The 24,632-nt window shown below is 59.9% G+C and carries 21 protein-coding genes; 4 read left to right on the top strand and 17 right to left on the bottom strand.

Annotated features, from left to right (window positions below; translation table 11 throughout):
- Positions 1–57: 57 nt before the first annotated feature.
- The 3 genes from tsaB to ppc all read right to left on the bottom strand — a co-directional run bounded on the left by tsaB (position 58) and on the right by ppc (position 4,407).
- Positions 58–732: a tRNA (adenosine(37)-N6)-threonylcarbamoyltransferase complex dimerization subunit type 1 TsaB gene (gene tsaB / locus ACW9IR_RS21370; RefSeq protein ID WP_150706061.1), complete on the bottom strand. Its 675-nt coding sequence runs from the start codon at positions 730–732 to the stop codon at positions 58–60.
- Between the two features lie 93 nt (positions 733–825).
- Positions 826–1,476, bottom strand: coding sequence for an adenylate kinase (adk, locus tag ACW9IR_RS21365; RefSeq protein WP_034154864.1), 651 nt, complete (start codon positions 1,474–1,476; stop codon positions 826–828).
- A 300-nt stretch (positions 1,477–1,776) separates the two neighbouring features.
- Positions 1,777–4,407 carry a phosphoenolpyruvate carboxylase gene (gene ppc, locus ACW9IR_RS21360; protein WP_457465054.1) on the bottom strand — a complete coding sequence of 877 codons (2,631 nt, stop codon included), beginning with the start codon at positions 4,405–4,407 and terminating at the stop codon, positions 1,777–1,779.
- Positions 4,408–4,620: 213 nt separating this feature from the next.
- Here ppc and ACW9IR_RS21355 point away from each other — a divergent pair, with 213 nt between their 5' ends.
- From ACW9IR_RS21355 to ACW9IR_RS21345, 3 genes are all read left to right on the top strand, one after another.
- Positions 4,621–4,965 (top strand): pilin assembly protein, encoded by a 345-nt coding sequence (locus ACW9IR_RS21355; protein ID WP_122843232.1) that lies wholly within the window; start codon positions 4,621–4,623, stop codon positions 4,963–4,965.
- A gap of 377 nt (positions 4,966–5,342) precedes the next feature.
- A complete protein-coding gene (locus ACW9IR_RS21350) occupies positions 5,343–5,747 on the top strand; it encodes a DUF4398 domain-containing protein (protein ID WP_034154861.1) in 405 nt (134 codons plus the stop codon).
- Positions 5,748–5,801: 54 nt separating this feature from the next.
- Positions 5,802–6,590: an OmpA family protein gene (locus ACW9IR_RS21345; RefSeq protein WP_038357819.1), complete on the top strand. Its 789-nt coding sequence runs from the start codon at positions 5,802–5,804 to the stop codon at positions 6,588–6,590.
- A 381-nt stretch (positions 6,591–6,971) separates the two neighbouring features.
- Here the strand turns inward: ACW9IR_RS21345 and ACW9IR_RS21340 are convergent, their stop codons facing one another.
- From ACW9IR_RS21340 to ACW9IR_RS21275, 14 genes are all read right to left on the bottom strand, one after another.
- Positions 6,972–7,301: a hypothetical protein gene (locus ACW9IR_RS21340; RefSeq protein WP_034154859.1), complete on the bottom strand. Its 330-nt coding sequence runs from the start codon at positions 7,299–7,301 to the stop codon at positions 6,972–6,974.
- Positions 7,298–8,203 carry an alpha/beta hydrolase gene (locus tag ACW9IR_RS21335; protein ID WP_457465051.1) on the bottom strand — a complete coding sequence of 302 codons (906 nt, stop codon included), beginning with the start codon at positions 8,201–8,203 and terminating at the stop codon, positions 7,298–7,300. Before ACW9IR_RS21335 ends, ACW9IR_RS21340 begins: the two co-directional genes overlap by 4 nt.
- Before the next feature lie 155 nt (positions 8,204–8,358).
- Positions 8,359–9,609, bottom strand: coding sequence for a flavohemoglobin expression-modulating QEGLA motif protein (locus ACW9IR_RS21330; RefSeq protein ID WP_457465057.1), 1,251 nt, complete (start codon positions 9,607–9,609; stop codon positions 8,359–8,361).
- 59 nt (positions 9,610–9,668) lie between these two features.
- Positions 9,669–10,223: a hypothetical protein gene (locus ACW9IR_RS21325; protein ID WP_457465049.1), complete on the bottom strand. Its 555-nt coding sequence runs from the start codon at positions 10,221–10,223 to the stop codon at positions 9,669–9,671.
- Positions 10,224–10,373: 150 nt separating this feature from the next.
- Entirely contained in the window at positions 10,374–11,087 is a 714-nt protein-coding gene (locus tag ACW9IR_RS21320; protein WP_102900566.1) for a TetR/AcrR family transcriptional regulator, read from the bottom strand.
- Positions 11,088–11,192: 105 nt separating this feature from the next.
- Positions 11,193–12,695 carry a lysine--tRNA ligase gene (gene lysS / locus ACW9IR_RS21315; RefSeq protein ID WP_122591277.1) on the bottom strand — a complete coding sequence of 501 codons (1,503 nt, stop codon included), beginning with the start codon at positions 12,693–12,695 and terminating at the stop codon, positions 11,193–11,195.
- A gap of 113 nt (positions 12,696–12,808) precedes the next feature.
- Positions 12,809–13,904, bottom strand: a protein-coding gene (prfB, locus tag ACW9IR_RS21310) for a peptide chain release factor 2 (protein ID WP_102900567.1) whose coding sequence is annotated in 2 segments (ribosomal slippage) — positions 12,809–13,831 and positions 13,833–13,904 — 1,095 coding nt in all. Because the reading frame shifts where the segments join, the coding sequence is not laid out codon by codon here.
- Between the two features lie 310 nt (positions 13,905–14,214).
- Positions 14,215–15,216: a response regulator gene (locus ACW9IR_RS21305; protein WP_077571285.1), complete on the bottom strand. Its 1,002-nt coding sequence runs from the start codon at positions 15,214–15,216 to the stop codon at positions 14,215–14,217.
- Between the two features lie 48 nt (positions 15,217–15,264).
- Positions 15,265–16,275 (bottom strand): chemotaxis response regulator protein-glutamate methylesterase, encoded by a 1,011-nt coding sequence (cheB, locus tag ACW9IR_RS21300; RefSeq protein ID WP_095119324.1) that lies wholly within the window; start codon positions 16,273–16,275, stop codon positions 15,265–15,267.
- Positions 16,272–18,560: a response regulator gene (locus ACW9IR_RS21295; protein ID WP_457465045.1), complete on the bottom strand. Its 2,289-nt coding sequence runs from the start codon at positions 18,558–18,560 to the stop codon at positions 16,272–16,274. The genes cheB and ACW9IR_RS21295 overlap by 4 nt, the downstream gene beginning before the upstream one ends.
- A complete protein-coding gene (locus ACW9IR_RS21290; protein ID WP_457465043.1) occupies positions 18,557–19,240 on the bottom strand; it encodes a chemotaxis protein CheW in 684 nt (227 codons plus the stop codon). The genes ACW9IR_RS21295 and ACW9IR_RS21290 overlap by 4 nt, the downstream gene beginning before the upstream one ends.
- Positions 19,237–20,508, bottom strand: coding sequence for a CheR family methyltransferase (locus ACW9IR_RS21285; RefSeq protein ID WP_457465041.1), 1,272 nt, complete (start codon positions 20,506–20,508; stop codon positions 19,237–19,239). Before ACW9IR_RS21285 ends, ACW9IR_RS21290 begins: the two co-directional genes overlap by 4 nt.
- Complete coding sequence (locus ACW9IR_RS21280) at positions 20,505–21,041, bottom strand: chemotaxis protein CheW (RefSeq protein ID WP_102900570.1); 537 nt, start codon at positions 21,039–21,041, stop codon at positions 20,505–20,507. Before ACW9IR_RS21280 ends, ACW9IR_RS21285 begins: the two co-directional genes overlap by 4 nt.
- On the bottom strand, positions 21,041–22,663 hold the full coding sequence (locus ACW9IR_RS21275; RefSeq protein WP_007908936.1) for a methyl-accepting chemotaxis protein: 1,623 nt from the start codon (positions 22,661–22,663) through the stop codon (positions 21,041–21,043). The genes ACW9IR_RS21280 and ACW9IR_RS21275 overlap by 1 nt, the downstream gene beginning before the upstream one ends.
- Before the next feature lie 264 nt (positions 22,664–22,927).
- On the opposite strand from ACW9IR_RS21275, the gene ACW9IR_RS21270 reads away from it, so the two are divergent.
- Positions 22,928–24,632: DUF6531 domain-containing protein (locus ACW9IR_RS21270; protein ID WP_457465038.1), on the top strand; the 1,705-nt coding region annotated here is incomplete at its 3' end.

Genomic DNA, 24,632 nt, shown 5'->3' with positions numbered 1-24,632 from the left:
TACATTTGGAATGCGATCCTTGTAGGAGCTGCCGAAGGCTGCGATCTTTTTAAAGGCTCAACGAGCCTTGGGGGTGGCGACTTTATCGCGCAGGTAAACCGGTTGCGCGTCATCCGCCGGGATCGACTCGCCGCGTTCCCAGGCAAAACGCGCCAGCGTCAGCAGGTCTTCGGCGTGGGGCAACATGCCTGCGTCGGATCCCGTCAGATTGACCGCGATACGCTCGCCATAACCCCAACCGGTGCCGGCACCGAACCAGTCACCACTGGCATCGGCCGGCAGCGCTGCGACTTCCGGCGGCAACACCGCTTCGGCACCGACCAGACGCATCTCCCCCGCCGTCTCGCGGTAGCAGCCCCAATACACTTCATCCATGCGAGCATCGATGGCCGCCGCGACCTGGCTCACGCCATGTTCACGCAACGCACGCTGGGCCAGCACGGCAAGGTTGGACACCGGCAGCACCGGGCGATCCAGCGCGAACGCCAAACCCTGCACCACACCGATGGCAATCCGCACCCCGGTAAACGCACCCGGCCCGCGACCGAATGCGATCGCATCGACCGCTTGCAAAGTGGTGCCGGCGTCGGCCAGCAGTTGCTGGATCATCGGCAGCAGCTTCTGCGCGTGCAGGCGCGGGATCACCTCGTAATGGCTCGTGACCTTGCCGTCATGCAGCAAGGCAACGGAGCAAGCTTCAGTCGCGGTGTCCAGGGCCAGCAAGGTGCTCATCGATGTTTCCAAAACAAGGGTGGGAAAAAGTGCGTCAGTATAAACAACTACGGCCCGCAAGCGGGCCGTGGATGATGCTGCGGTTCAGACTTTTCAGCTCAGCGCGGCCAGCACCTTGGCGGTGATCGCATCAACCGAACCAACGCCCGGGATGTGGCTGTACTTCGGCTTGCCAGCGTTCTTGGCGGACAGGTTCTGATAGAACTCCACCAGCGGCTTGGTCTGCGAGTGGTAGACCGACAGGCGATGACGCACGGTTTCTTCGGTGTCGTCCTTGCGCTGTACCAGCTCTTCGCCGGTGATGTCGTCTTTGCCAGCGATTTTCGGCGGGTTGTAGACGATGTGGTAAACGCGGCCGCTGGCTTCGTGAACACGACGGCCGGCGATGCGTTGAACGATTTCTTCGTCTTCAACAGCGATTTCAACCACTGCATCCAGCTCAACGCCGGCAGTCACCAGGGCTTCAGCCTGCGGAATGGTGCGCGGGAAGCCGTCGAACAGGAAACCATTGGCGCAGTCTGGCTGAGCGATACGGTCCTGAACCAGTGCGATGATCAGGTCATCCGACACCAGGCCGCCGGCATCCATGATGCTCTTGGCTTGCACGCCCAGCGGAGTACCGGCCTTGACCGCTGCACGCAGCATGTCGCCGGTGGAAATTTGTGGAATGCCGAATTTTTCGGTGATGAACTTAGCCTGAGTACCTTTACCGGCCCCGGGAGCTCCCAGCAGAATGACGCGCATTAGATGTGCTCCTCAATTTTTTTATAAAAAGCTTTTACAAAACAAAGGATTCGCCGCTTGGGACGAATCCTGAAAATACGGGTCGTGGCCGCACAAACGGCCAAAGGCTGATCAAGATACACAGCAGGCTGCGCCCACACAAGACGCCAAAAGTCGGAGAAACCGACGCCCCCTGCGACCTTGCGACGCGGTAACCCAAGTCGCAACCCCATCACTAACTGTCGCCTGGCGGCACTTTGTGCCGTCAGGCAAAGCGGCATCCGGTACGTGTTCCGGAAGCCGCGTGCCCAGACAAAAACATTAGCCGGTATTTCGCAAACCGGCGGCAATCCCCGCCACAGACACCAGCAACGCCTGTTCCACCGGGCTGCCCTGCTCGACATCCTGCTGTCGCGAGCGGGCCAGCAACTCGGCCTGCAATAGATGCAGCGGGTCGAGGTAGGTGTTGCGCAGACGGATGAATTCAAGGGTGTCAGGGCTATGTGCCAGCAGTTGCGACTGGCCAGTCAGGCCGAGCACCACGGCGCACGCCTGCGACAATAGGTCGCGTAACTGCGCGCCCAACGGCAGCAAGTCCGGCTCGACGAGACGCTGATCGTAGGACAGCGCGATATCCGCGTCAGCCTTGGCCAGGACCATTTCGAGCATGTCGATACGGGTGCGGAAGAACGGCCACTGTTCGCGCATCTGCCCGAGCAACTCGCCTTCGCCACGCTCCAGCGCTTTGCTCAGCGCCGACTCCCAACCGAGCCATGCCGGCAGCATCAACCGCGTTTGCGTCCAGCCGAAGATCCACGGGATCGCCCGCAGGCTTTCGATACCGCCGGCCCGGCGTTTGGCCGGGCGACTGCCGAGCGGCAAACGGCCCAATTCCTGTTCGGGTGTGGACTGACGGAAGTACTCGACGAATTGCGGATTTTCTCGCACGACCTGGCGATAAGCGCTGACACCGTCAGCCGCCAATTCATCCATCAGATGGCGCCATTCCGGCGTTGGCGGTGGTGGTGGCAGCAATGTCGCTTCAAGCACCGCCGCCAGATACAGATTGAGGTTTTGCTCGGCGATGTCCGGCAAACCGAATTTGAAGCGAATCATTTCGCCCTGCTCGGTGGTGCGGAAACGCCCCGCCACCGATCCCGGCGGCTGCGACAGAATCGCCGCGTGCGCCGGGCCACCGCCACGCCCTACGGTGCCGCCACGACCGTGGAACAACAGCAGTTCGACTTGTTGCTCGCGACAGATTTCGACCAAACGTTCCTGCGCGCGATACTGCGCCCACGCCGCTGCCGTGGTGCCAGCGTCCTTGGCGGAATCGGAGTAGCCGATCATCACTTCCTGTGGGCCTTGCAGCCGTGCGCGGTAGCCCGGCAACAGTAACAGCCGCTCCATCACCGGCCCGGCGTTGTCGAGGTCAGCGAGGGTTTCGAACAGCGGCACCACGCGCATCGGCCGCAGCACGCCGGACTCTTTGAGCAACAGTTGCACGGCGAGCACATCGGAGGCGGCGCCGGCCATGGAAATCACATAGGAACCCAGCGAAGCACCCGGTGCGGCAGCAATTTCCTTACAGGTGTTGAGCACTTCGGCGGTGTCGGCGGACGGTTTGAAATGTGCCGGCAGCAGTGGTCGGCGATTAGTCAGTTCTTGCGTGAGGAAACGGATGCGCTGTTCTTCATCCCAGTCTTCGTAGCGCCCGAGACCAAGATAGTCGGTGATTTCGGTCATCGCCGAACTGTGCCGCGACGAGTCCTGACGCACATCCAGACGCACAAGGAACAGGCCAAACGTCACCGCCCGGCGCAAGCAATCAAGCAACGGGCCGTCAGCAATCACGCCCATGCCGCATTCGTGCAGCGAGTTGAAACACAGCTCCAGCGGATCGAGCAGATCGCGGTTGTTGTGCAGCACATCGGCCTGCGCCGGGGTTGGCGCAGTCAGCGCAGCGTGTGCCCAGTTGCGCGTCGCGCGCAGGCGTTCGCGCAATTGTTTGAGCACCGCGCGATACGGTTCGGCACTGTCGCCAGCCTTGGCCTTCAGGGCATCGCTGGCCTGCTGCATCGACAGTTCGGCAGCGAGATGATCAACATCGCGTAGGTACAAATCGGCGGCCATCCAGCGCGCCAGCAGCAACACTTCGCGGGTCACTGCGGCGGTGACGTTGGGGTTGCCGTCACGGTCGCCACCCATCCACGACGCGAAGCGAATCGGCGCGGCTTCCAGTGGCAGACGCAGGCCCGTCGCTTCATGCAAAGCCTTGTCGGCCTTGCGCATATGGTTGGGGATCGCTTGCCACAGCGAATGTTCGATCACCGCGAAACCCCACTTGGCTTCGTCGACTGGCGTCGGTCGTGTGCGGCGGATTTCTTCGGTGTGCCAGGCTTCGGCGATCAACCGTTGCAGAGTGTTTTGAATCTGTTCGCGTTCGGCGCTGGTCAGGTCGCGATGATCCTGCGCAGCGAGTTGCCCGGCGATCGCGTCGTACTTCTGAATCAGCGTGCGTCGCGCGACTTCGGTCGGGTGCGCGGTCAGCACCAGTTCGATTTCCAGTCGCGCCAGTTGCCGGGCCAGCGACTCGGCGCTGTGGCCTTCGTTGCGCAAACGCGCGAGCAATTCCGGCAGCACGCGGGATTCGAACGGCGCCGGCTGCGACTCTTCGCGCCGATGGATCAACTGATACTGCTCGGCGATGTTCGCCAGATTGAGAAACTGGTTGAACGCCCGCGCCACCGGGAGCAATTCGTCTTCGCTCAATTGATTGAGGCTGGCGCTCAGTTCGGCGTCCATCGAACCCCGCCGATCGGCCTTGGCGCCCTTGCGGATCTGCTCGATCTTGTCGAGGAAGGCCTCGCCGTATTGATCTCGAATGGTGTTGCCCAGCAGCTCTCCGAGCAGGTGAACGTCTTCGCGCAAGCGTGCATCAATATCGGTCATCAGCAATTCCCCAGCAGTAATCCGGACGGCTTAGAAACAAGTGCATGACCTAGAGAGTGCCGCTCTACGACGCTTCTTACAAGCAGCCGACCAAGGGACTTTAAACCTTACTGACAAAAGCTAGTCTTAACAGTAAGCCGTACAACGGCTTGCCGCCGGCGCTGCCGGACACTCACCCAGGCCTGCCATGAGCAGGCGCGAAATGAGGTCATCATGAAAATTCGTGAACTCGCCCAGCATTGGGAAGAAAACGCCAAGGGTCGCCTGACCGACACTGGCTACACGATTCATCTGGACGTTGAAGCCGCTGCGCGTCTGGCAGCGATTGCCGAGATGTACCCCAAACGGCATGCCGAAGAATTGCTCGGCGAACTGATTGGCGCAGCCCTTGAAGAGTTTGAAGCGAGCCTGCCGTATGTGAAGGGTTCGACGGTGGTGGCGACCGATGAGGAAGGTGATCCGTTGTATGAGGATGTTGGGCCTACGCCACGGTTTCTGGCACTGTCGCGCCGGCATTTGCATGACCTCTCGGCTGCTGAAGGCAAGCAAAAACACTGACACAACCTAGATCAAACTGTAGGAGTGAGCCTGCTCGCGATAGCGGTTTTTCATTCAACATTTTTGTTGTCTGATACGACGCCATCGCGAGCAGGCTCACTCCTACAGGGATCGTATTTCAAGCTGAAAATCGATGTGTTTTCGGCGTCTTGAAACCCCGCGCGTACCACTCTCTGCCGCCAAAGTTCCCGCTCTAGAGCCTTGTCCATTCGGTCAAAGTTTTTTTTGGCGATTAGCCATCTTTTCTGAACTTTTGAAAAATCCCGCCGGTCGGAACCTGTAACCACGCCTGGAACGAGCGTTTCAAAAACGCGCTTTCACACGTCGCTTGCGGCTCCTCGACCAGGATGGATTCAGATGTTTTCAGGAGATGCCTAATGGAGTTGAAGACCATGAAAAACCAAACCTCGTTTACCCACCTGCGCGGTCTGAAACTGGCTGCTCTGGCGATCGGCACCAGCTTCGTACTGGCCGGTTGCGCCGGTAACCCACCGACCGAGCAATACGCCGTGACCCAATCGGCCGTGAACAGCGCAGTCAGCGCCGGCGGTACCGAGTTCGCTGCGGTTGAGATGAAGCAGGCGCAGGACAAGCTGAAGCAAGCCGAAATCGCCATGCACGACAAGAAGTATGACGAGGCTCGCACCCTGTCCGAGCAAGCCGAGTGGGACGCTCGCGTCGCCGAACGCAAGGCTCAGGCAGCCAAGGCTGAACAAGCCGTGAAGGATTCCCAGAAAGGTGTTCAGGAACTGCGTCAGGAAAGTCAGCGCACCGTGCAGTAAGCGCGCATCCCGATAGCAACGCTGAAACTTTTATCGATAGAAAGGACGAAAATTATGCGTAAGCAACTGATGATCCCAGCTCTTCTGGCCGCAAGCGTCGCTCTGGCTGCCTGCTCTACCCCGCCTAACCCGAACCTGGAACAGGCGCGCACCAACTACGCCGGCCTGCAAGCCAACCCACAGGCGAGCAAAGTCGCGGCGCTGGAAACCAAAGACGCCAGCGATTACCTGGACAAGGCCGACAAGGCTTATCTGGACAAGCAAGACGCCGCCAAGGTCGACCAACTGGCCTACCTGACCAACCAGCGCGTGGAAGTGGCCAAGCAGACCATCGCCCTGCGCACTGCGGAAAACAACCTGAAGAACGCCGCTGCCCAACGTGCCCAGGCGCGTCTGGATGCGCGTGATCAGCAGATCAAACAGCTGCAGGACAGCCTGAATGCCAAGCAGACCGATCGCGGTACGCTGGTGACTTTCGGTGACGTGCTGTTCGCCACCGACCGTGCCGACCTGAAATCCAGCGGTCTGGTCAACATCAACAAACTGGCGCAATTCCTCCAGGAAAATCCGGATCGCAAAGTGATCGTCGAGGGCTACACCGACAGCACCGGTACCGCCAGCCACAATCAGTCGCTGTCCGAGCGTCGCGCCAACTCCGTGCGCACCGCACTGGTGAAAATGGGCGTTGATCCAGCGCGTATCGTCACCCAAGGCTACGGCAAGGAATACCCGGTTGCCGAGAACGGCAGCGTGTCTGGCCGTGCAATGAACCGTCGTGTGGAAGTGACCATTTCCAACGACAACCAGCCAGTGATGCCACGTTCGGCGGTCAGCTCGAACTAAGCTCCCTGCTGTAACGCGAAAGCCCCGCCTGAGTGATCAGGCGGGGCTTTTTTGTGCGGGCTGAAATCGCGCCCCCTCACCCCAGCCCTCTCCCGAGGGAGAGGGAGCCGATTTGTGGTGCTTTCAGAAATTGTGTTCGACACGATGGATCAGGCTGGGCTTTTTTGTGCGGGCTGATATCGCAGCCCCTCACCCCAGCCCTCTCCCGAGGGAGAGGGAGAGGGAGCCGATTGGGGGATGCTCGATAGCTGCGTCGACCTGAAAGTGCTTCGCCGAATCCATAATCAACGCAATCTTTCAGGTCGGCGTATAGCGAAAGACACCTCGGTCAGTCCCCTCTCCCTCTGGGAGAGGGTTAGGGTGAGGGCTTGTCCTGCAGAATCACTGCTCAAGCTTCTGCGGGGTCTCTTCGCCCATGCAGCGCACGGCTTTCTTCTGCGCGTTGATCAGTACGCCGGTCAGGCCTTTCTGCTCGGTATCGAACAACACCAGCACCCCATCAATGCACTGCGCCACTTGCGGTGCCGGGTCCAGCGAGACTTTGTAGTCTTCGCCGGGCACGGTCTTGAGCATGGTGAATTCGTTGAGCAGCAGCGCATCCTCGGGTTTGGCGAAGTGCAGGTAGCCGTAGTACCACAGCGCCCCGACGGTGCCGAGGATGCTGCAGATACCGGTGATGATCAGCGGGATGGCGTTGCGTTCTTCAGTCATTGCGGACTCTCATCTTCAGAATTCGGGGGTGTCGGGTAATTGGGGATTTCGCCGAGACGGCGCAGGCCATTGAAATGCTCGGGATCCTCCAGATAGCGCAGCATCACTTGGCGCCAGACCGGGTCGCCGAAGGTCTGCACATGACCGCCGCGAGTCAGTTGCAGCACGCGCGGTGGCGGCGCAGCTTGATACAGGCGGATGCCGTTGGAAAGCGGCACCAGCGGATCGTCGAGGCTGTGGAAGATCAGCTTCGGCACGCCGTTGAGCTGCGGCATCGAGTTGATCGCGCTGTCGCCGTCCGGCACCAACCACGACAATGGCACCTGAAATGGCCAGGTCAGCCAAGAAGTGCTGAGGGCATACTGGCCAACGCTACGGTAACTGGCGGGGACACCATCGAGTACCAGCGCTTTCAGCTGTTTCTGCCGCTCGGGATGCTGCACCAGCCAATGCACAGCCATCGAACCGCCGAGGCTTTGGCCGAGTAACACCAACGGCTTGCCTTTGACCTCCGGCGCCTGGTCCAGCCACGCGAACGCAGCATCAATGTCCTGATAGATCGCCGGCAAACTCGGCTCGCCCTCGGATAAGCCATAACCGCGATAGTCGACCAACAACACTTGATAGCCGTTTTTCGGTAGCCACCAGCTCCCGCCCAAATGCATCGGCAGGTTGCCGCCGTTGCCGTGCAAATGCAGAACCGTGCCTTTTACCTCGACGCCGGGTTTGGCCGGCAGCCACCAGGCATTCAGCTTCAAGCCATCAGCCGTAACCAGCGTGACGGTGCGGTATTCGAGTTTGGCTTTTTCCGGGGTGAATATCTGGCCCGGCTCGGGGTAGAACAACAAAGAGCTACAACCGCCGAGGGTCAGGAGCAGGCAGAAGATGCCGAGGATTCTCATCCGGTGAAACCTCGCAGAAATTCGGGTTGGAATACAGAACAAATGTGTAGGAGTGAGCCTGCTCGCGATAGCGGTGTTCCAGTCGATATTAATGTTGATTGAAACACCGCTTTCGCGAGCAGGCTCACTCCTACAGGGGGGGGGGGTTGTGTGGGCTAGAGGATATTGGAGTAATCCGCTTCGATCCGGTCCAGGCTCAAATGGTTGAGGAAGTTGGAGAAGCACATCCACGCCGACAACGCATTCAAATCGCGGAACTGGTCCGGCAGATACTTCGGCGGCACCACCAATCCTTCATCCACCAGCTGGCGCAAGGTCCGCATGTCTTCCAGCGTGGTCTTGCCACAAAACAACAACGGAATCTGCTCAAGTTTGCCCTTACGCACGGCCAACTGAATGTAGTTGTAAACCATGATAAAGCCCTTGAGGTAGGACAAGTCTTTGGTGAATGGCAGACCGGTCGGCGTCGATCCACGGAAAACCCGACTGGCGTTGCCGTAACTTTCCGCCATCTCGAAGCCCTGCTCGCGGAAGAACTCGAAGATCTGCAAGAAGTCCGCGCCCTCCTCGACCATGTGGATGGCGCGGGTGCGGTTGGTCAGTTTGCGCAGGCGGCTCGGGTAGGAGGCGAAGGTGATGATTTCCATCAGAATAGCCAGGCCTTCCTGAGTCACCGTCGACGACGGCGGGCCTTTGGACAGGAAGGTGCAGATCGGCTGGTTCAGACCATTGAGCGTGGTGCCGACGTGCACCAGACCTTCGTGGACCTCCAGCGCGCGCACGTCGCGATCGTTGAACATCGCGTCGGTACGGATCTTGATGTAATCGGCGCCCGCTGCGGCGTCAGCAACAATGCCGTCGGACTCGAACACGCGAATGGTTTCCTCGGCCTCACCAAAGACCTTGTTCAGACGGGTTTGCAGCAAGTGCACAGCGTCTTTGGCGGTGAGGGTTTTCGGCTCGTCTTTCAGATCGCCACGGCCATCGATGTTGTTCAGGTAGTCGGACATCATCAGGCCGAGGTCGGCCAGGGTCGGGTCGCCGGCGTGGAAAGCATCGGAGGCGGCGCCGTACAGTTCTTGCGAGATCAGGCCGAAATCCTCGGTGCCGCGCGCTTCGAGCATGCGCACCACCATGCGGTATTCCTTGCACATGCGCCGCATGATCTGCCCGACCGGGTTGAACTGGCCGAGCTGGCGGGTGATGTCGCGCTCGATGTTCTGGAATTCCAGTTTGACCTTGCTCGAATCGAAACTCAGCGGCCGATTGAGGTAGTAGTCACGATCCACCGCCGGCATTTCCTTGCCTCTGGCCTTGAGGAAGCCCTTGCGGATATTCTCATCCCACTTGACCGCGTCGAGCACACGGATCGGTGTCTGTGCCAGCACAATGCGGTCAGATAACATGCGTATCGTCTGCTGGTAATCGTCCACCCGGAACTCCTGTAGAAAACCTGACGTGTAAATTATTGGGCGCGGGCCTGGCGCTGGTAACGCACGGCTTCAACGAAGACATCGGAATTGGCCGGATCGTCGAGGTAAGCAAAGACCTTGTCGAGGTTGCTGTCGACATGCACGCCGTCGCCATCGTCGGTCTGGAAGCCTTGACCGTCGAGGGCTTTCTGCTTGATCGCTTGATTGATCTGTTCGAGATCAAGGTTGTAGACCACCAGTTCGTGTTTGTCGGTGAGTTCGAAACCGGCGATGGTGAAATGGCCACCGTACTGCGCCGGGACTTTCGCCGACAGATACCAGCGGTTGCCGTGGCGCGACACGGTGAACGGATAGGCTTCGCGTTCGTGGGGTTTGGCCTTGAAGTACGTAACGGCCTGATAGCGATCGTTGCCCAACCGCGTCAGCTCAAGGTTCATCGGCTCGCCCCAGGCGTTGGTGCTCGACCATTTGCCGAGCAGGCCCTTGGGCGCCGGGTCACTGGCGGTCAGCGGCTCCTTGAAGGTCACCAGACAGCCACTGAGCAGCAGAAACGACAAGGCGATCAACGCGCCACGCCAGGCTTTCATTCAATACTCCCTATGAACATTCGCCGCCCTCAAGGTGATTGCGTTCCCCTGTAGGAGTGAGCCTGCTCGCGATAACGGATTTACATTCAACATTTTAGTTGTCTGATACACCGCTATCGCGAGCAGGCTCACTCCTACAGGGGATTTGCGTCAGACCGACGCGAGCACCAGGTGCATATACCGCGTCAGAATACCGAGCATGTCCTCTTCGGCCAAAGGCTCGGCGTCGTTGAGCAGGCCCTGATATTCCATCCGTCCGATAATCGCCGTCAACACCTTGGCATCCTGTTGCGGTTCACGCGAGCCCAGCACCTGGAACAACTGGCAGGTGCCCTGCAACAGAATCTGCTGATGCGAACGCACCAGAATTGCCAGACGCGGGTTGAGCAGCGCTTCCTGACGGAACGCCTGCTCGGCCATCAAGTGCTCACGCCGGTTAAGCAATTGACGATGCACGTAGTCGGCCATCAACCGCGCAATGTCGTCGGCCAGTTGCGAGCGCGATTCGGGGCTGCCGTCACCACTGACGACCATGTCACGCAACAGACCTTCATTGTTGACCCACAACTTGGCCATGTACGCCGCGCTGCGTTCAACGTATTGGGCGAAGGTATCGGTGAGCAGGTCATCGATGTCCTTGAAGTAGTAGGTGGTCGCCGACAGCGGCACTCCGGCCTCGGCGGCCACTGCACGGTGGCGCACGGCACGCACGCCGTCACGCACGACAATACGCATCGCTGCATCGAGAATGTCCTGTCGACGCTGCTCACTGCCCTGTCGGCTGGCCTTGCGACCCTGGTACTGAACACTTTCAGCGACCGCAGTGGCGATACCCGCTGCACCCTCTTGAGCTATTGCACCCATCACGACAGAACTTCCTCTGCTATTGCAAAATTAACCAATTGATACATTTGTACCAGACAGGCAATAAAAAGCCGCCTGTTTTAGGCGGCTTTTTAACTGAAACGTTTACGCTTGCGGTCGCATGTGCGGGAACAGGATCACATCGCGGATCGACGGCGAGTTGGTCAGCAACATCACCAGACGATCGATGCCGATGCCTTCACCGGCCGTTGGCGGCATGCCGTACTCCAGCGCGCGAACGAAGTCGGCGTCGTAGTGCATGGCTTCGTCGTCGCCGGCGTCCTTGTCGGCCACCTGCGCCATGAAGCGCTCGGCCTGGTCTTCCGCGTCGTTCAACTCGGAGTAGGCGTTGGCGATTTCACGGCCACCGATGAACAGTTCGAAACGGTCGGTGACGTTCGGGTTGTCATCGTTACGACGCGCCAGCGGCGACACTTCGAACGGGTACTGGGTGATGAAGTGCGGCTGTTCCAGCTTGTGCTCGACCAGTTCTTCGAAAATCATCACCTGCAGCTTGCCCAGACCTTCGAAGCCCAGCACCTTGGCGCCGGCCTTCTTGGCGATGGCGCGAGCCTTGTCGATGTCGTTCAGATCATCGGCAGTCAGCTCAGGGTTGTACTTGAGGATCGAATCGAACACCGACAGGCGCACAAACGGCTCGCCGAAGTGGAACACCTTGTCGCCGTACGGCACGTCGGTAGACCCCAGCACCAGCTGCGCCAGTTCACGGAACAGTTCTTCGGTCAGGTCCATGTTGTCTTCGTAGTCGGCGTAAGCCTGGTAGAACTCCAACATGGTGAATTCAGGGTTGTGACGCGTCGAAACGCCTTCGTTACGGAAGTTGCGGTTGATCTCGAAGACTTTCTCGAAACCGCCGACTACCAAGCGCTTGAGGTACAGCTCAGGCGCGATACGCAGGAACATTTCCATGTCCAGCGCGTTGTGGTGGGTTTCGAACGGCTTGGCAGCAGCGCCGCCCGGAATGGTCTGCAGCATCGGCGTTTCGACTTCGAGGAAGTCGCGCTTCATCAGGAAGCTGCGGATGTGCGCGATCACTTGCGAACGCACGCGGAAGGTCTGACGCACTTCTTCGTTGACGATCAGGTCAACGTAACGCTGGCGGTAGCGCTGTTCGGTGTCGGTCAGGCCGTGGTGCTTGTCCGGCAGCGGACGCAGCGATTTGGTCAGCAGACGCACGCTGGTCATCTCAACGTACAGGTCGCCCTTGCCGGAACGCGCCAGGGTGCCTTCGGCAGCAATGATGTCGCCCATGTCCCAGGTTTTCACCGCGGCCAGGGTGTCTTCCGACAGGGTTTTACGGTTGACGTAGACCTGGATGCGACCGGTCATGTCCTGGATCACCATGAACGAGCCACGGTTGAGCATGATGCGACCGGCAACCTTGACCGGGATTGCAGCCTCGGCCAGCTCTTCCTTGGTCTTGTCCGCGTACTGTTTCTGCAAGGCATCGCAGTAGTTGTCGCGGCGGAAGTCGTTCGGGAAGGCGTTGCCCTTGGCGCGCTCGGCAGCCAGCTTTTCCTTGCGCAGGGCGATCAGGGAGTTTTCTTCCTGTTGCAGGGCTTGCGGGTCGAGTTGTTGGTCGCTCATGTCTTTAGATATTCCATCAGGTTCGTTGCCCCCGGGCCTTGCGGCCCGGGGATCGCCAGCAGGCTGGCTCCTACAGGGATCGGGTTGAATCAGCCGATCCTGTAATGCGTCTTTTACAGCCCGGACTTCAGGCTGGCATACAGGTATTCGTCGATGTCGCCGTCGAGTACCTTGTCGCAGTCGCTGCGTTCGATGTTGGTGCGCAGATCCTTGATCCGCGATGCATCGAGCACGTACGAGCGAATCTGGTGACCCCAGCCGATGTCCGACTTGGTGTCTTCCAGCGCTTGCGACGCGGCGTTGCGTTTCTGCATTTCCTGCTCGTACAACTTGGCCCGCAGCATTTTCATGGCGGTGTCTTTGTTGGCGTGCTGGGAACGTTCGTTCTGGCAGCTGACCACGGTGTTGGTCGGTACGTGAGTGATACGTACGGCCGAGTCAGTGGTGTTTACGTGCTGACCACCGGCACCCGAGGAACGATAGGTGTCGATCCGCAAGTCTGCCGGGTTGATTTCGATTTCCACCTTGTCATCAATCTCTGGCGAAACGAAAACCGCGGAGAACGAAGTGTGACGACGGTTGCCAGAGTCGAACGGGCTCTTGCGCACCAGACGGTGTACGCCGATCTCGGTACGCAGCCAGCCAAAGGCGTATTCGCCCTTGATGTGCACGGTCGCACCTTTGATACCGGCGACTTCACCGGCGGACAGTTCCATGATGGTGGCATCGAAACCGCGTTTGTCCGCCCAGCGCAGGTACATGCGCAGCAGGATGTTGGCCCAGTCCTGGGCTTCAGTGCCGCCGGAACCGGCCTGGATGTCCAGGTACGCGTTGTTCGGGTCCATTTCATGGCTGAACATGCGGCGGAATTCCAGCTTGGCCAGGTTTTCCTCGAGACGGGCCAGCTCGGCGACGACATCGCCCACTGCGCCTTCGTCGTTTTCTTCGACGGCCATGTCCAGCAGGTCGCGGCAATCGGCCAGACCGCCGTTCAGTTCGTCGAGAGTATCGACGATCTGTGCCAGCGCGGCGCGCTCGCGACCCAGTTCCTGGGCGTATTCAGGTTTGTTCCAGACGCTCGGATCTTCAAGCTCGCGATTGACTTCGGTCAGACGCTCATGCTTTTGATCGTAGTCAAAGATACCCCCGAATAGTTTCGGAGCGCTCGGACAGGTCCTTGATGGTGTTCAGGATCGGGTTGATTTCCATGACGGGCAGCACTCGTTGGCGAACTTTTGAAAGCCGGCGAGTATAACGTAATCAGGCTGTGACGGCAGCCCGTCTGGCGGGTGTGGGGATCATTAAAGCCTTTGCCCTCACCCTAACCCTCTCCCAGAGGTAGAGGGGACTGATTGGGGGATATTTGAGAGGTACGCCGACGTGAAAGGGCTTTGCCGAATCCATGATCGCCACGCTTACAGATCCATAATCGCCGAGGTCTTTCAGGTCGATGCAGAACCCAAGACACCTCGGTCGGCCCCCTCTCCCTCCGGGAGAGGGATGGGGTGAGGGTCAGCCGCTACTCGATCCCGACCTGATTACGCCCATTGTTCTTGGCCAGATATAAGCCACGATCCGCCGCTGAAATCAGCAACCGACAATCGCTACCCGCCTGCGGCACCATCGTCGCCAGACCAATACTGATCGTCAGGCTCGCCCCTTCCGCCGGGGTGTTGTGCGGAATTTTCAGCGAGGCCACGGTCTGGCGCAGTTTCTCCGCCACCAGCCGCGCGCCGCCCGGCGAGGTGTTCGGCAGCACCAGCACAAACTCCTCACCGCCATAACGCGCCGGCAGATCCGACGGTCGTGCGCTGGCCTCGCGGATCGCCGTGGCGACCTTGCGCAGCGCTTCATCGCCTTCAACGTGACCAAAGCTGTCGTTGTAGGACTTGAAGTAATCTACGTCGATCATCAACAGCGACAACTGACTCTGATCCCGCAGCGAGCGGCGCCACTCCAGTTCCAGGTACTCGTCGAAGTGCCGGCGGTTGGACAGCCCGGTCAGGCCATCGGAGTTCATCAGCCGTTGCAGCACCAGATTGGTGTCGAGCAACTGCTGCTGGCTGACGCGCAACGCGCGATACGCGGCATCGCGTTGCAGCAGCGTCATGTACGAGCGCGAGTGATAGCGGATGCGCGCCACCAGTTCGATGGTGTCCGGCAGTTTCACCAGATAATCGTTGGCGCCGGCGGAAAACGCCGCGCTCTTGATCAGCGGGTCTTCCTTGGTCGACAGGACGATGATCGGGATGTCCTTGGTCGCCGGATGATTGCGGTATTCGCGCACCAGGCTCAGGCCATCGAGGCCGGGCATCACCAGGTCCTGCAGGATCACCGTTGGTTTGATCCGCACCGCCTGGGCAATAGCCTGCTGCGGGTCGGAGCAGAAGTGGAAGTCAATGTTTTCTTGATTCGACAGCCCACGGCGCACCGCTTCGCCGATCATCGCCTGATCATCCACCAACAACACCATGGCGGCGTTTTCGTCGGTTTTAATGTCGTCGATCTGTAAGTCATTCATGGGCGGTCACCTGAGTACTGCGGGGGCCAGGATTGCGGATTGACCTGATCATTTGGGGAAAATCTCCTGCAATCGTGGCGCTATTCTTTCCAGTGGACGTATTTCTACGGCGGCATCAATGGCCGCAGCGGCCTTGGGCATGCCGTACACCGCACTGCTTTGCTGATCCTGCGCGATGGTCAGATAACCCTGTTGGCGCATGAGCTTAAGCCCTTGCGCGCCGTCGCGTCCCATCCCGGTCAATAAAACCCCGACAGCGTCGCCATTCCAATAACTGGCGACACTTTCGAAAAACACATCGATCGAGGGCCGATAGATTTCGTTGACCGGCTCGGCCGTGTAGGCCAGCGTGCCGTTTTTCAACAAGCGAATATGGTGGTTGGTCCCGGCCAGCAGCACCGCGCCGGCCTGTGGCGGTTCGCCTTCGCGGGCGAGCCTTACATCGAGGCCGCTGGCGCTGGCCAGCCATTCGGCCATGCCGGCAGCAAACACTTGATCGACGTGCTGCACCAGCACAATGGCTGCCGAGAAATCCTTGGGCAAGCCTTTGAGCAGCATCTCCAGCGCCGCCGGCCCGCCTGCGGATGAACCGATCGCTACCAGCCGCTGGCGCGAACCCGAACTGCGCGGAGGCGTCGGCGCGGGACGTGAGCGCGGCGCTTTGTCGCCGATCAGCCAGCCAATATTGAGGATCTTGCGCAGCAACGGCGCCGCCGCTTCCTGCGCATTGCCCGCGCCGAGGGCGGGGGTATCGACCACATCCAGCGCGCCGTGGCCCATGGCTTCGAAGACCCGGTGCACGTTCTGCTGGCGGTCGACAGTGACGATGACGATCGCGCACGGCGTTTCGGCCATGATCCGCCGGGTGGCTTCGACGCCGTCCATCACCGGCATGATCAGGTCCATCAGGATCAGGTCCGGGGTATTTTCGGCGCACAGTTGCACCGCCTCAGCACCGTTGCGGGCAACCCAGACCACCTGATGCGCCGGTTCGAAGGCCAGCGCCCGGCGCAGGGCCTCCACCGCCATGGGCATGTCGTTGACGATTGCGATCTTCATGCCCGCGCTCCTCCGATAAGCTCGACCACTGCGTCGAGCAGGGCGTCGTCATGAAAACTGGCTTTGGCTAAATAATAGTCGGCGCCGGCATCGAGGCCACGGCGGCGGTCCTCTTCCCGATCCTTGTATGACACAACCATTACCGGCAGCGACTGCAGGCGGTTGTCGCGGCGCAGCAGGGTGACCAGTTCGATGCCGTCCATGCGCGGCATATCGATGTCGGTGATCAGCAAATCGAAGTCCTCCGAACGCAGCGCGTTCCAACCGTCCATGCCGTCCACCGCCACCGCGACGTCGTAGCCGCGATTGAGCAGCAGCTTGCGTTGCAGTTCGCGCACAGTCAGCGAGTCGTCAACCACCAGCACCCGTTTACGCGCAGCTTCCGCGGCCTGATTGCCATGACGGGCGATGCGCTCGAGGCGACCGGTATTGAGCAGTTTGTCCACCGAACGCAGCATGTCTTCAACGTCGACGATCAGCACCACCGAGCCGTCGTCGAGTAAGGCGCCAGCGGAGATATCCTGCACTTTGCCCAGACGCTCATCGAGTGGCAAGACCACCAATGTGCGTTCGCCAATGAAACGCTCCACGGCAACCCCGTAAACCGCATCGCGCTCACGGATCACCACGACTTTAAGGGTTTCGCCGCTGTTCTGGCTGGCCGGGCGGTTGAGCAACTGGCTGGCCGCAACCAGCCCGACGTGCTGGCCTTCGTGCCAGAAATGCTGACGGCCTTCGACCTGCACGATGTCCTCCGGCGCCAGATCGCACATACGTTCGATGTGCGCCAGCGGGAAGGCATACGCTTCTTCGCCAACTTCCACCACCAGACTGCGCACCACCGACAAGGTCAGCGGCACTTCCAGATGAAAGCGACTGCCCTCGCCCGCCGTCTGCTCCAGCACCACCGCACCGCGCAACTGACGAACCATGTGTTGAACGGCATCGAGGCCAACGCCCCGCCCGGACACTTCGGTGACGGTGTCGCGCAGGCTGAAACCGGGCAGAAAGAGGAAGGTCAGCAGCTCCTCTTCGCTTAGCTGCGCTGCGGTTTCGGCTGGGGATAACTGCCGTTCGACGATGCTGCGGCGGACCTTCTCCAGGTCGACGCCATTGCCGTCATCGCTCAGTTCCAGCACCAGCAGACCGGCCTGATGCGAGGCGCGCAGGCGGATCAGGCCCTCTTCTGATTTGCCTTTAAGCAGACGCTGCTCAGGAGTTTCGATGCCGTGATCGACAGCGTTGCGCAGCAAGTGCGTCAGCGGTGCTTCGAGTTTCTCCAGCACGTCGCGGTCGACCTGGGTTTTCTCGCCTTCGATCTCCAGGCGTACCTGTTTGCCAAGGCTGCGACCCAGATCCCGCACCATGCGCACTTGACCGGTGAGCACATCGGCGAAGGGCCGCATGCGGCACGCCAGCGCGGTGTCGTAGAGCACTTGCGCGCGCTGGCTGGCCTGCCAGGCGAATTCGTCGAGTTCGGCGTTTTTCTCGCTCAGCAGTTGCTGGGATTCGGCGAGCAAACGGCGCGCGTCCTCCAAGGCTTCCAGCGCTTCAAGGCTCAGCGCGTGCTCCTTGAGGTGGACGTTGAGGTTTTCCAGCGCGCGAAGGCCGTTGTTCTGCATGCGCTTGAGACGCTGCATGGTCGCCAGGTGCGGCTTGAGCCGCTGGGTCTCCACCAGCGATTTACTCGACAGATCGAGCAGACTGTTCAGGCGTTCGGCGGTGACCCGCAGCACCCGCTCGCCACCTTCGGTGGTGCGTTTGTTTTTGCGTGGCACCGATTCGGAGGATTCGACCAGCGCGTCCATGATAGGAGCTGGCGCGGGTTCAAACACCGGCGGCGCTTGAAGTTGCAACTCGGCCATCGGCGGTGCAATCAGCGTTGCCGCCGGCGTCGACGGATCGAGCAAACTCGCCATCAACGCCACGTAAGCGTCGATATCACTCGGCTGCGGCGCATTCGTCGGCGTAGCAACGCGCATCAGCAAATCGGTGCCCTGCAATAACGCATCGATATGCTCGGGCCGCAGCAACAACCGTCCTTCCTGCGCACTGACCAGGCAATCTTCCATGACATGGGCGACGCTGACGCCGCTGTCGATGCCGACAATCCGCGCAGCACCTTTGAGCGAGTGCGCCGCGCGCATGCACGATTCCAGTTGATCGGCCTGAGTCGGGTTGCGCTCGAGTGCCAGCAACCCGGCGCTGAGTACTTGGGTCTGCGCTTCGGCTTCGAGGCTGAACAGCTCCAGCAGCGAGGCGTCGCGCATTTGCTCGGGGGTCATGTGAGGCTCCGGGTCACGGCGGACAACAGCTGTTCTTCATCCAGCCAACGCAGGCTGCGACCGCGATATTGCAGAACACCACGGGTGTATTTGGCGCTGGCCTGCGCCCCGGATTGCGACGCTGCATCAAGGATGCGCTCATCGATGGCATGAATCCCGTCGACCTCATCCACCGGCACCACGACTGGCCCGCCATGGGCGGCGATGATCAGCATACGCGGCATGATGCGCGCGCCATTGGCTGGCGCGGCGTTGCCATCCAGATCAAGCAACTCAACCAGCGACAGGCACGCCACCAGCGCGCCACGCACATTGGCCACGCCGAGCAAGGCCCGCGAACGCTGGTGAGGCAGCGAGTGAATCGCTTGCAGCGGCGCCACTTCAACGAGGCTGCGCGTCGCCAGCCCCAGCCATTCTTCGCCGAGACGGAACATCAGCAGCGAGCGGGTTTTCACATCGCTTTCGACGGCGGTCGCCACCGGGTCGCGCTCGTCCTGCTGCAACGCATAACGGTCGAGCAGGCGCGTGGCGGCGGCGGAATACACCGAGCAATTGCGGCAATGAATGTGCTCTTCCAGCAGCGGGCAGGACTTGTCGCCATGGATGCCGATGCGGTTCCAGCAATCATCGATGGCCCGTGCGTCTTCGTGGGTGACGTTCAAGGTGTCGGACGAGATCATCGTTTACGCTCACTGTCGACGGTGCGCCCGCTGCGGGCGGCGCGCTCCTGCAATCGTCTGGCACCGACGCTGTCGCCCTGGGCCTGCAGCAGCGCGGCCAGGTGCATCAACGCTTCGGGGTGTTGCGGTTCGAGATACAACGCTTTGCGGTAGAAACCCTGGGCTTCGAGGGTCAGGCCGGCGACATCGCTGAGCAAGCCGAGCCAGTAAAAGACTTGGGCCACCGGTTCGTGGCTGCGCAAATACTGTTCGCACGCCGCCCGGGCTTCGGCGCTTTTGCCTTCGTTGGCCAGCGCGGCGATATTGGCCAGCAACGTCGCCGCGTCCGGGTTCGCGCTTTTGCTGGCGATTGGCAGTGGCGTTACGGCGGCAAACGGTCGATTGCGCACCGGCGCTGGCGGCGTGCTGCGCTGCGGTTGGCTGATCGGCACCGCGATCGGTTTGGGTGTCGGCAGCGGTTCGGGATGCGGCTCACTGTGGCGACTGAAGGCAAAGGATTGCGGGATGCCGATCGAACGCATGCCCAAACGCCCGAGCAGACTGCCCTCGGCCGGGCCAATAAACAGCACGCCATCGAAATGCGTCAGGCGCTTGAGCACCTCGAACACCAGCTTTTGCGTCGGCTGATCGAAATAGATCAACAGATTGCGGCAAAACACGAAATCGAACGCCGGCTCACTGGCCAACAGCGTCGGATCGAGCACATTGCCGACCTGCAAACGTACCTGCTCACGTACGTTCTCGTTGACCCGATGGCCATCCTGCTCAGCCGTGAAATGCCGTTCGCGAAAGTCCAGATCCTGGCCGCGAAACGAGTTTTTGCCGTACAACGCACGACGCGCCTTCTCCACCGACAGCGGGCTGACATCCATGCCGTCAACCTTGAACTGATGCGGCTTGAGCCCGGCATCGAGCAAGGCCATGGCAATCGAATAGGGTTCTTCGCCGGTGGAGCACGGCAGGCTGAGGATGCGCAGCGCACGCATGTTGTTCAGCTCAGCGAGGCGATTGCGCGCCAGCTTGCCCAGCGTGGCGAAGGATTCCGGGTAACGGAAAAACCACGTTTCCGGGACGATCACTGCTTCGATCAGCGCCTGTTGCTCATCCCGCGAGCCTTGCAGCAACTGCCAATATTCATCGGCATGCGCCGCTTGCGACAACGTTGTGCGCTGGCGCACGGCCCGCTCGATGATCGCCGGGCCGACCGACGTCACATCGAGGCCGATGCGTTCCTTGAGAAAGTCGAAAAAACGCTGATCACTGCTCATGCCTGCGCCTCAAGCTGCGCCGGATTGAGCGGCGGATCGGGGAACAGCAAAGTACGCACGGCGTCATCGAGCAAGTCATTGACCCGTACCCATTGCACCAATCCCTGCGCATCTTCACGCACCGGGCCGAGGTAAGGCGCCTCGCGGTTGTCGAGGCCGTAGGGCGCAAACTCATGAGGATGGCAGCGCAGGGTGTCGGTGGCCTGTTCCAGAATCAGCCCAAGCCATTGCGCCGGTTGCGACTCATCAGGCTGGTAATTCACCAGAACAAGACGCGTGCTGGTACGCGCCTGAGCGGGATGGCCGAAGGTCAATGCGCTGAGGTCGATCACCGGGACTACCGCACCGCGATAAGCGAACACACCGGCAACCCATTGCGGCGCCCGCGCGATCGGCTTCAACGGCAGGCGCGGCAACACTTCCGCGACCTCGGTGGCGCGCAGGGCGTAACGTTCGCTACCGATGCGAAACAGCAGGAACAACGCCGGCTTCGCCACCTGCGCGGCGCTGCGTTTGGCGATGATGTCGCTCATCAGACTTTGAATCGCGAAACGCCGCTGCGCAGCCCGACGGCCACCTGGCTCAGTTCGTCGATGGCGAAACTGGCCTGACGCAACGACTCGACGGTCTGGCTGCTGGCGTCACCCAACTGCACCAGCGCATGGTTGATCTGCTCGGCACCGGTGGCCTGAGCCTGCATGCCTTCGTTGACCATCAGCACCCGTGGTGCCAGCGCCTGCACCTGGTGGATGATCTGCGACAGCTGCTCGCCGACCTGCTGCACTTCGGACATGCCACGGCGCACTTCTTCGGAGAACTTGTCCATGCCCATCACCCCGGCAGACACCGCCGACTGGATTTCGCGCACCATCTGCTCGATGTCGTAAGTGGCGACAGCGGTCTGATCCGCCAGACGTCGCACTTCGGTGGCGACCACGGCAAAACCGCGACCGTATTCACCAGCCTTCTCGGCTTCTATCGCCGCGTTGAGCGACAACAGGTTGGTCTGGTCGGCAACCTTGACGATGGTCACCACCACCTGGTTGATGTTGCCGGCCTTCTCATTGAGGATCGCCAGTTTGGCGTTGACCAGATCGGCCGCGCCCATCACCGAGTGCATGGTGTCTTCCATGCGCGCCAGGCCTTGCTGGCCGGAGCCGGCGAGCACCGAAGCCTGATCGGCGGCGGTGGACACTTCGGTCATGGTGCGCACCAGATCGCGCGAAGTTGCCGCAATTTCACGGGACGTCGCGCCAATCTCGGTGGTCGTCGCGGCGGTTTCGGTGGCGGTGGCTTGTTGTTGCTTGGAAGTGGCGGCGATCTCGGTCACCGACGTGGTCACCTGCACCGACGAGCGCTGCGCCTGGGAAACCAGTGCGGTCAGCTCGGTCATCATGTCGTTGAAGCCGGTTTCGACGGCGCCGAACTCATCTTTGCGGTCGAGGTTCAAACGCGAACTGAGATCGCCGGTGCGCATAGTTTCAAGGATCTGCACGATGCGGTTCATCGGTGCCATGATCGCGCGCATCAGCAACAGACCGCAGAGGCCGGCGGCGAGGACAGCGACCAACAGGGAAATGAACATACTGACTTTGGCTGCGGCCACGGCATCGTCGATATTGTTCATGGCCTGATCGGCGACTGTCTTGTTTTCGCCGATGATGTCGTTGAGCTTCATGCGCCCGGAATACCAGGCAGGCGTGAGCTTGTCGTGGAACATCCTGACCGCGTCCGCTTCCAGATTGCGTTTATGCAGGTCCAGCACGGCATCCTGAATCTGGATGTAGGCGTCGTGGTACTTCTCGAACGCGGCGAACTCGAGACGATCCTCGTCGGTCGCCATGGTTTTGCGATAGTTGGCCATCTGCTCCTGCAGACGCGCCTCGAAAGCCTTGTAGTCGGCCGCGTCCTCGCTGGAAATCCCCTGACCTTCCTTGAGCCCGAGCAGTTCTTGGGTCTGCAGATAACTGTCGACCCAGGCGCCACGGATCATCGAGCTGTAATAGACCCCGGGAATAGCGTCATCACGCACGCTGTTTTCACTGACCTCGATCTTCAACAGACGTGAATACGAAACGACGACCATCAGCAACATGATGGCGATAATCACCGCAAAGCTCGCCAAAATGCGTTGGCGCAACGTCCAGTTCTTCACAGTGATTCCTCGTGCCTGATCGAAATGCGGGGAGTATAGCCGAGGGCGGTGTTTCATTTATAAGACGCTTTTTAACCCTGCTGCTCAACTGGCCCTGGATTGGCGCGAGCTGATTTGCAGCCGTCCGCCTGACAAACAACCTCGCACATCGCAAAAATCGCCAAACTGTTCTATTTTTTTGGATCCAAGGTCAAGTAAAGCGGCTCGGGACTGCGCAAGGCTGCCACCCACAACGCTGTTGTCACCGGAATTCAGGGAGCAAGGATGATTTCGATAGCCGAGCAACGCATAACATTTGTAGACAGCCAACTGAACGCCTTCACACTCAGTTTGAACAAATACAGAGAAGCCTTGAAGAGCTCCTGGAATCAGCCCTTCGAAATAGGAAGCAAAGTAGCCAATACGCCCTCGCTACTTGGTATGGAGCGAGTCATAAGGGTGGGTAATACATCCAAATCCGTGAACATGGAGGACGGATATTTCGCTTCAAATGTCGCCAAATGCCCACTGCAAGGTCCGCTCCTCATACACAGCAAATTCGAATCGGTTTTCGACATTCCAATTGGCGATATTGAAGTTGAGATCATTGCGCAAGAGGGCGGCGCGATAACCAAGATCCGACTCGACTCAGAAGGAAAAGCCAGCTGGGCGGGGGGCACTCCTGGCAAGCAATACACGGTTCGAGTTCATCAAGAAGTATCCCCTGATCAAATTGATGAGTTGTTTGAAGCCTACTCAAAACTGGCAGGTGACCTGGAAAAAAAACTTCGCGAGAAATGGGAAGGCCCGACGGGGTATCGTCAGCAATGGTCGAGCCTTTCGCTTTCGGGCACCGTCATCGCTGTGGGCAAAGGTATTTTCGAAGGAGGGTTTGACGCCATCAAAGGCGTGTGGGAAGGCATCAAAACGGTGCTGGACATGCTGCAAGACCCGGCAAAATTTCGCGAAGAGCTTGGCGCCAGTGTTGATCGGCTTGAGAACGTCGCCAGGCAGTCGCCCCACATCATGAAGCAAGCCATGGTGCTGGCCAGCGATGAGGCGGCACTGTTCTTGATGATGAACTGTGCATTTATATGGCTCGCGAGTTTACCGCCGATGAAGACGGCGGCTGAGCAGGCGAAAATGACCACCAGTTTTTTATTAACGATCGCCATCGACATTGTTGTATCGATCGTACTGACCATCGCCGCAGAAGGAACAGGCCTGATTTATCTAGGCAGCAAGTTGGGGAAGTACGGAAAAGTCCTTTACAACCTGGTAGTGGGTTTCATCGAATCAATCTTCGAAGTCATAAAAGGATTCATGACGTATGTTGCCAAATACGTCCGCGTGGGGCTCCGAGGGGTGGCGAAACGCGTTAGACATGGCACAACCGAAATGCGTTTTGACGGGAGGAGAAATGCCAGGCTGGCGGGCAGCGAGGTTGCCGATGATGCGCCCCGACAGGCGACGACTCCCGCCGGGAAAAGCACCGAACCGACCCTCAGAACATGCACTGACAAATGCCCGGTTTCGATGGTGACCGGCGAAGAGTTACTGACGTTGACCGATGGTCAACTCGATGGCCTGCTGCCGTTTGAATGGACACGCCTCTATCGAACCAGCGCAGTGGAAATAGATTGCGGCCTAGGTTATGGCTGGAGCCACGCACTCGCGCACCGTGTCGAGATCGTCGGTGACGAAGTCATCTGGACCGACCACGAGAACCGCGCCACAGTTTTCCCACTTCCAAGCGAGCAACGTCCGGCCATCACCAACAGCCTTTCCCGCGCGGCCATTTTTCTCGGTGACGACCCATCGGAACTAGTTCTAGCGCAAGCCGGCAAACGTCCATCGTTCTACCACTTCCGCTTTAACAGCAGAGGCGCCACCCTGATCGCCATCAGCGACAGCTATGGCAATCGACTGCACGTCACACGCGACATCCACGGTCGCATCAAACGCCTCGACAACGGCGCCGGTCGCGCCC

Source organism: Pseudomonas sp. SDT291_1_S447 (assembly GCF_054070155.1).
This window is presented reverse-complemented; position numbering and strand designations above follow the sequence as displayed.

Coding starts and splice junctions, on each gene's coding strand:
- ACW9IR_RS21335 (WP_457465051.1), bottom strand. CDS start 8,203: ATGAGAATCCTCGGCATCTTCTGCCTGCTCCTGACCCTCGGCGGTTGT.
- ACW9IR_RS21325 (WP_457465049.1), bottom strand. CDS start 10,223: ATGAAAGCCTGGCGTGGCGCGTTGATCGCCTTGTCGTTTCTGCTGCTC.
- ACW9IR_RS21355 (WP_122843232.1), top strand. CDS start 4,621: ATGAAAATTCGTGAACTCGCCCAGCATTGGGAAGAAAACGCCAAGGGT.
- ACW9IR_RS21285 (WP_457465041.1), bottom strand. CDS start 20,508: ATGAGCAGTGATCAGCGTTTTTTCGACTTTCTCAAGGAACGCATCGGC.
- ACW9IR_RS21295 (WP_457465045.1), bottom strand. CDS start 18,560: ATGACCCCCGAGCAAATGCGCGACGCCTCGCTGCTGGAGCTGTTCAGC.
- ACW9IR_RS21350 (WP_034154861.1), top strand. CDS start 5,343: ATGGAGTTGAAGACCATGAAAAACCAAACCTCGTTTACCCACCTGCGC.
- ACW9IR_RS21340 (WP_034154859.1), bottom strand. CDS start 7,301: ATGACTGAAGAACGCAACGCCATCCCGCTGATCATCACCGGTATCTGC.
- ACW9IR_RS21305 (WP_077571285.1), bottom strand. CDS start 15,216: ATGAATGACTTACAGATCGACGACATTAAAACCGACGAAAACGCCGCC.
- cheB (WP_095119324.1), bottom strand. CDS start 16,275: ATGAAGATCGCAATCGTCAACGACATGCCCATGGCGGTGGAGGCCCTG.
- ACW9IR_RS21345 (WP_038357819.1), top strand. CDS start 5,802: ATGCGTAAGCAACTGATGATCCCAGCTCTTCTGGCCGCAAGCGTCGCT.
- ppc (WP_457465054.1), bottom strand. CDS start 4,407: ATGACCGATATTGATGCACGCTTGCGCGAAGACGTTCACCTGCTCGGA.
- tsaB (WP_150706061.1), bottom strand. CDS start 732: ATGAGCACCTTGCTGGCCCTGGACACCGCGACTGAAGCTTGCTCCGTT.
- ACW9IR_RS21330 (WP_457465057.1), bottom strand. CDS start 9,609: ATGTTATCTGACCGCATTGTGCTGGCACAGACACCGATCCGTGTGCTC.
- lysS (WP_122591277.1), bottom strand. CDS start 12,695: ATGAGCGACCAACAACTCGACCCGCAAGCCCTGCAACAGGAAGAAAAC.
- ACW9IR_RS21290 (WP_457465043.1), bottom strand. CDS start 19,240: ATGATCTCGTCCGACACCTTGAACGTCACCCACGAAGACGCACGGGCC.
- ACW9IR_RS21280 (WP_102900570.1), bottom strand. CDS start 21,041: ATGAGCGACATCATCGCCAAACGCAGCGCCGCGCAGGTGGCGAAGCCG.
- adk (WP_034154864.1), bottom strand. CDS start 1,476: ATGCGCGTCATTCTGCTGGGAGCTCCCGGGGCCGGTAAAGGTACTCAG.
- ACW9IR_RS21320 (WP_102900566.1), bottom strand. CDS start 11,087: ATGGGTGCAATAGCTCAAGAGGGTGCAGCGGGTATCGCCACTGCGGTC.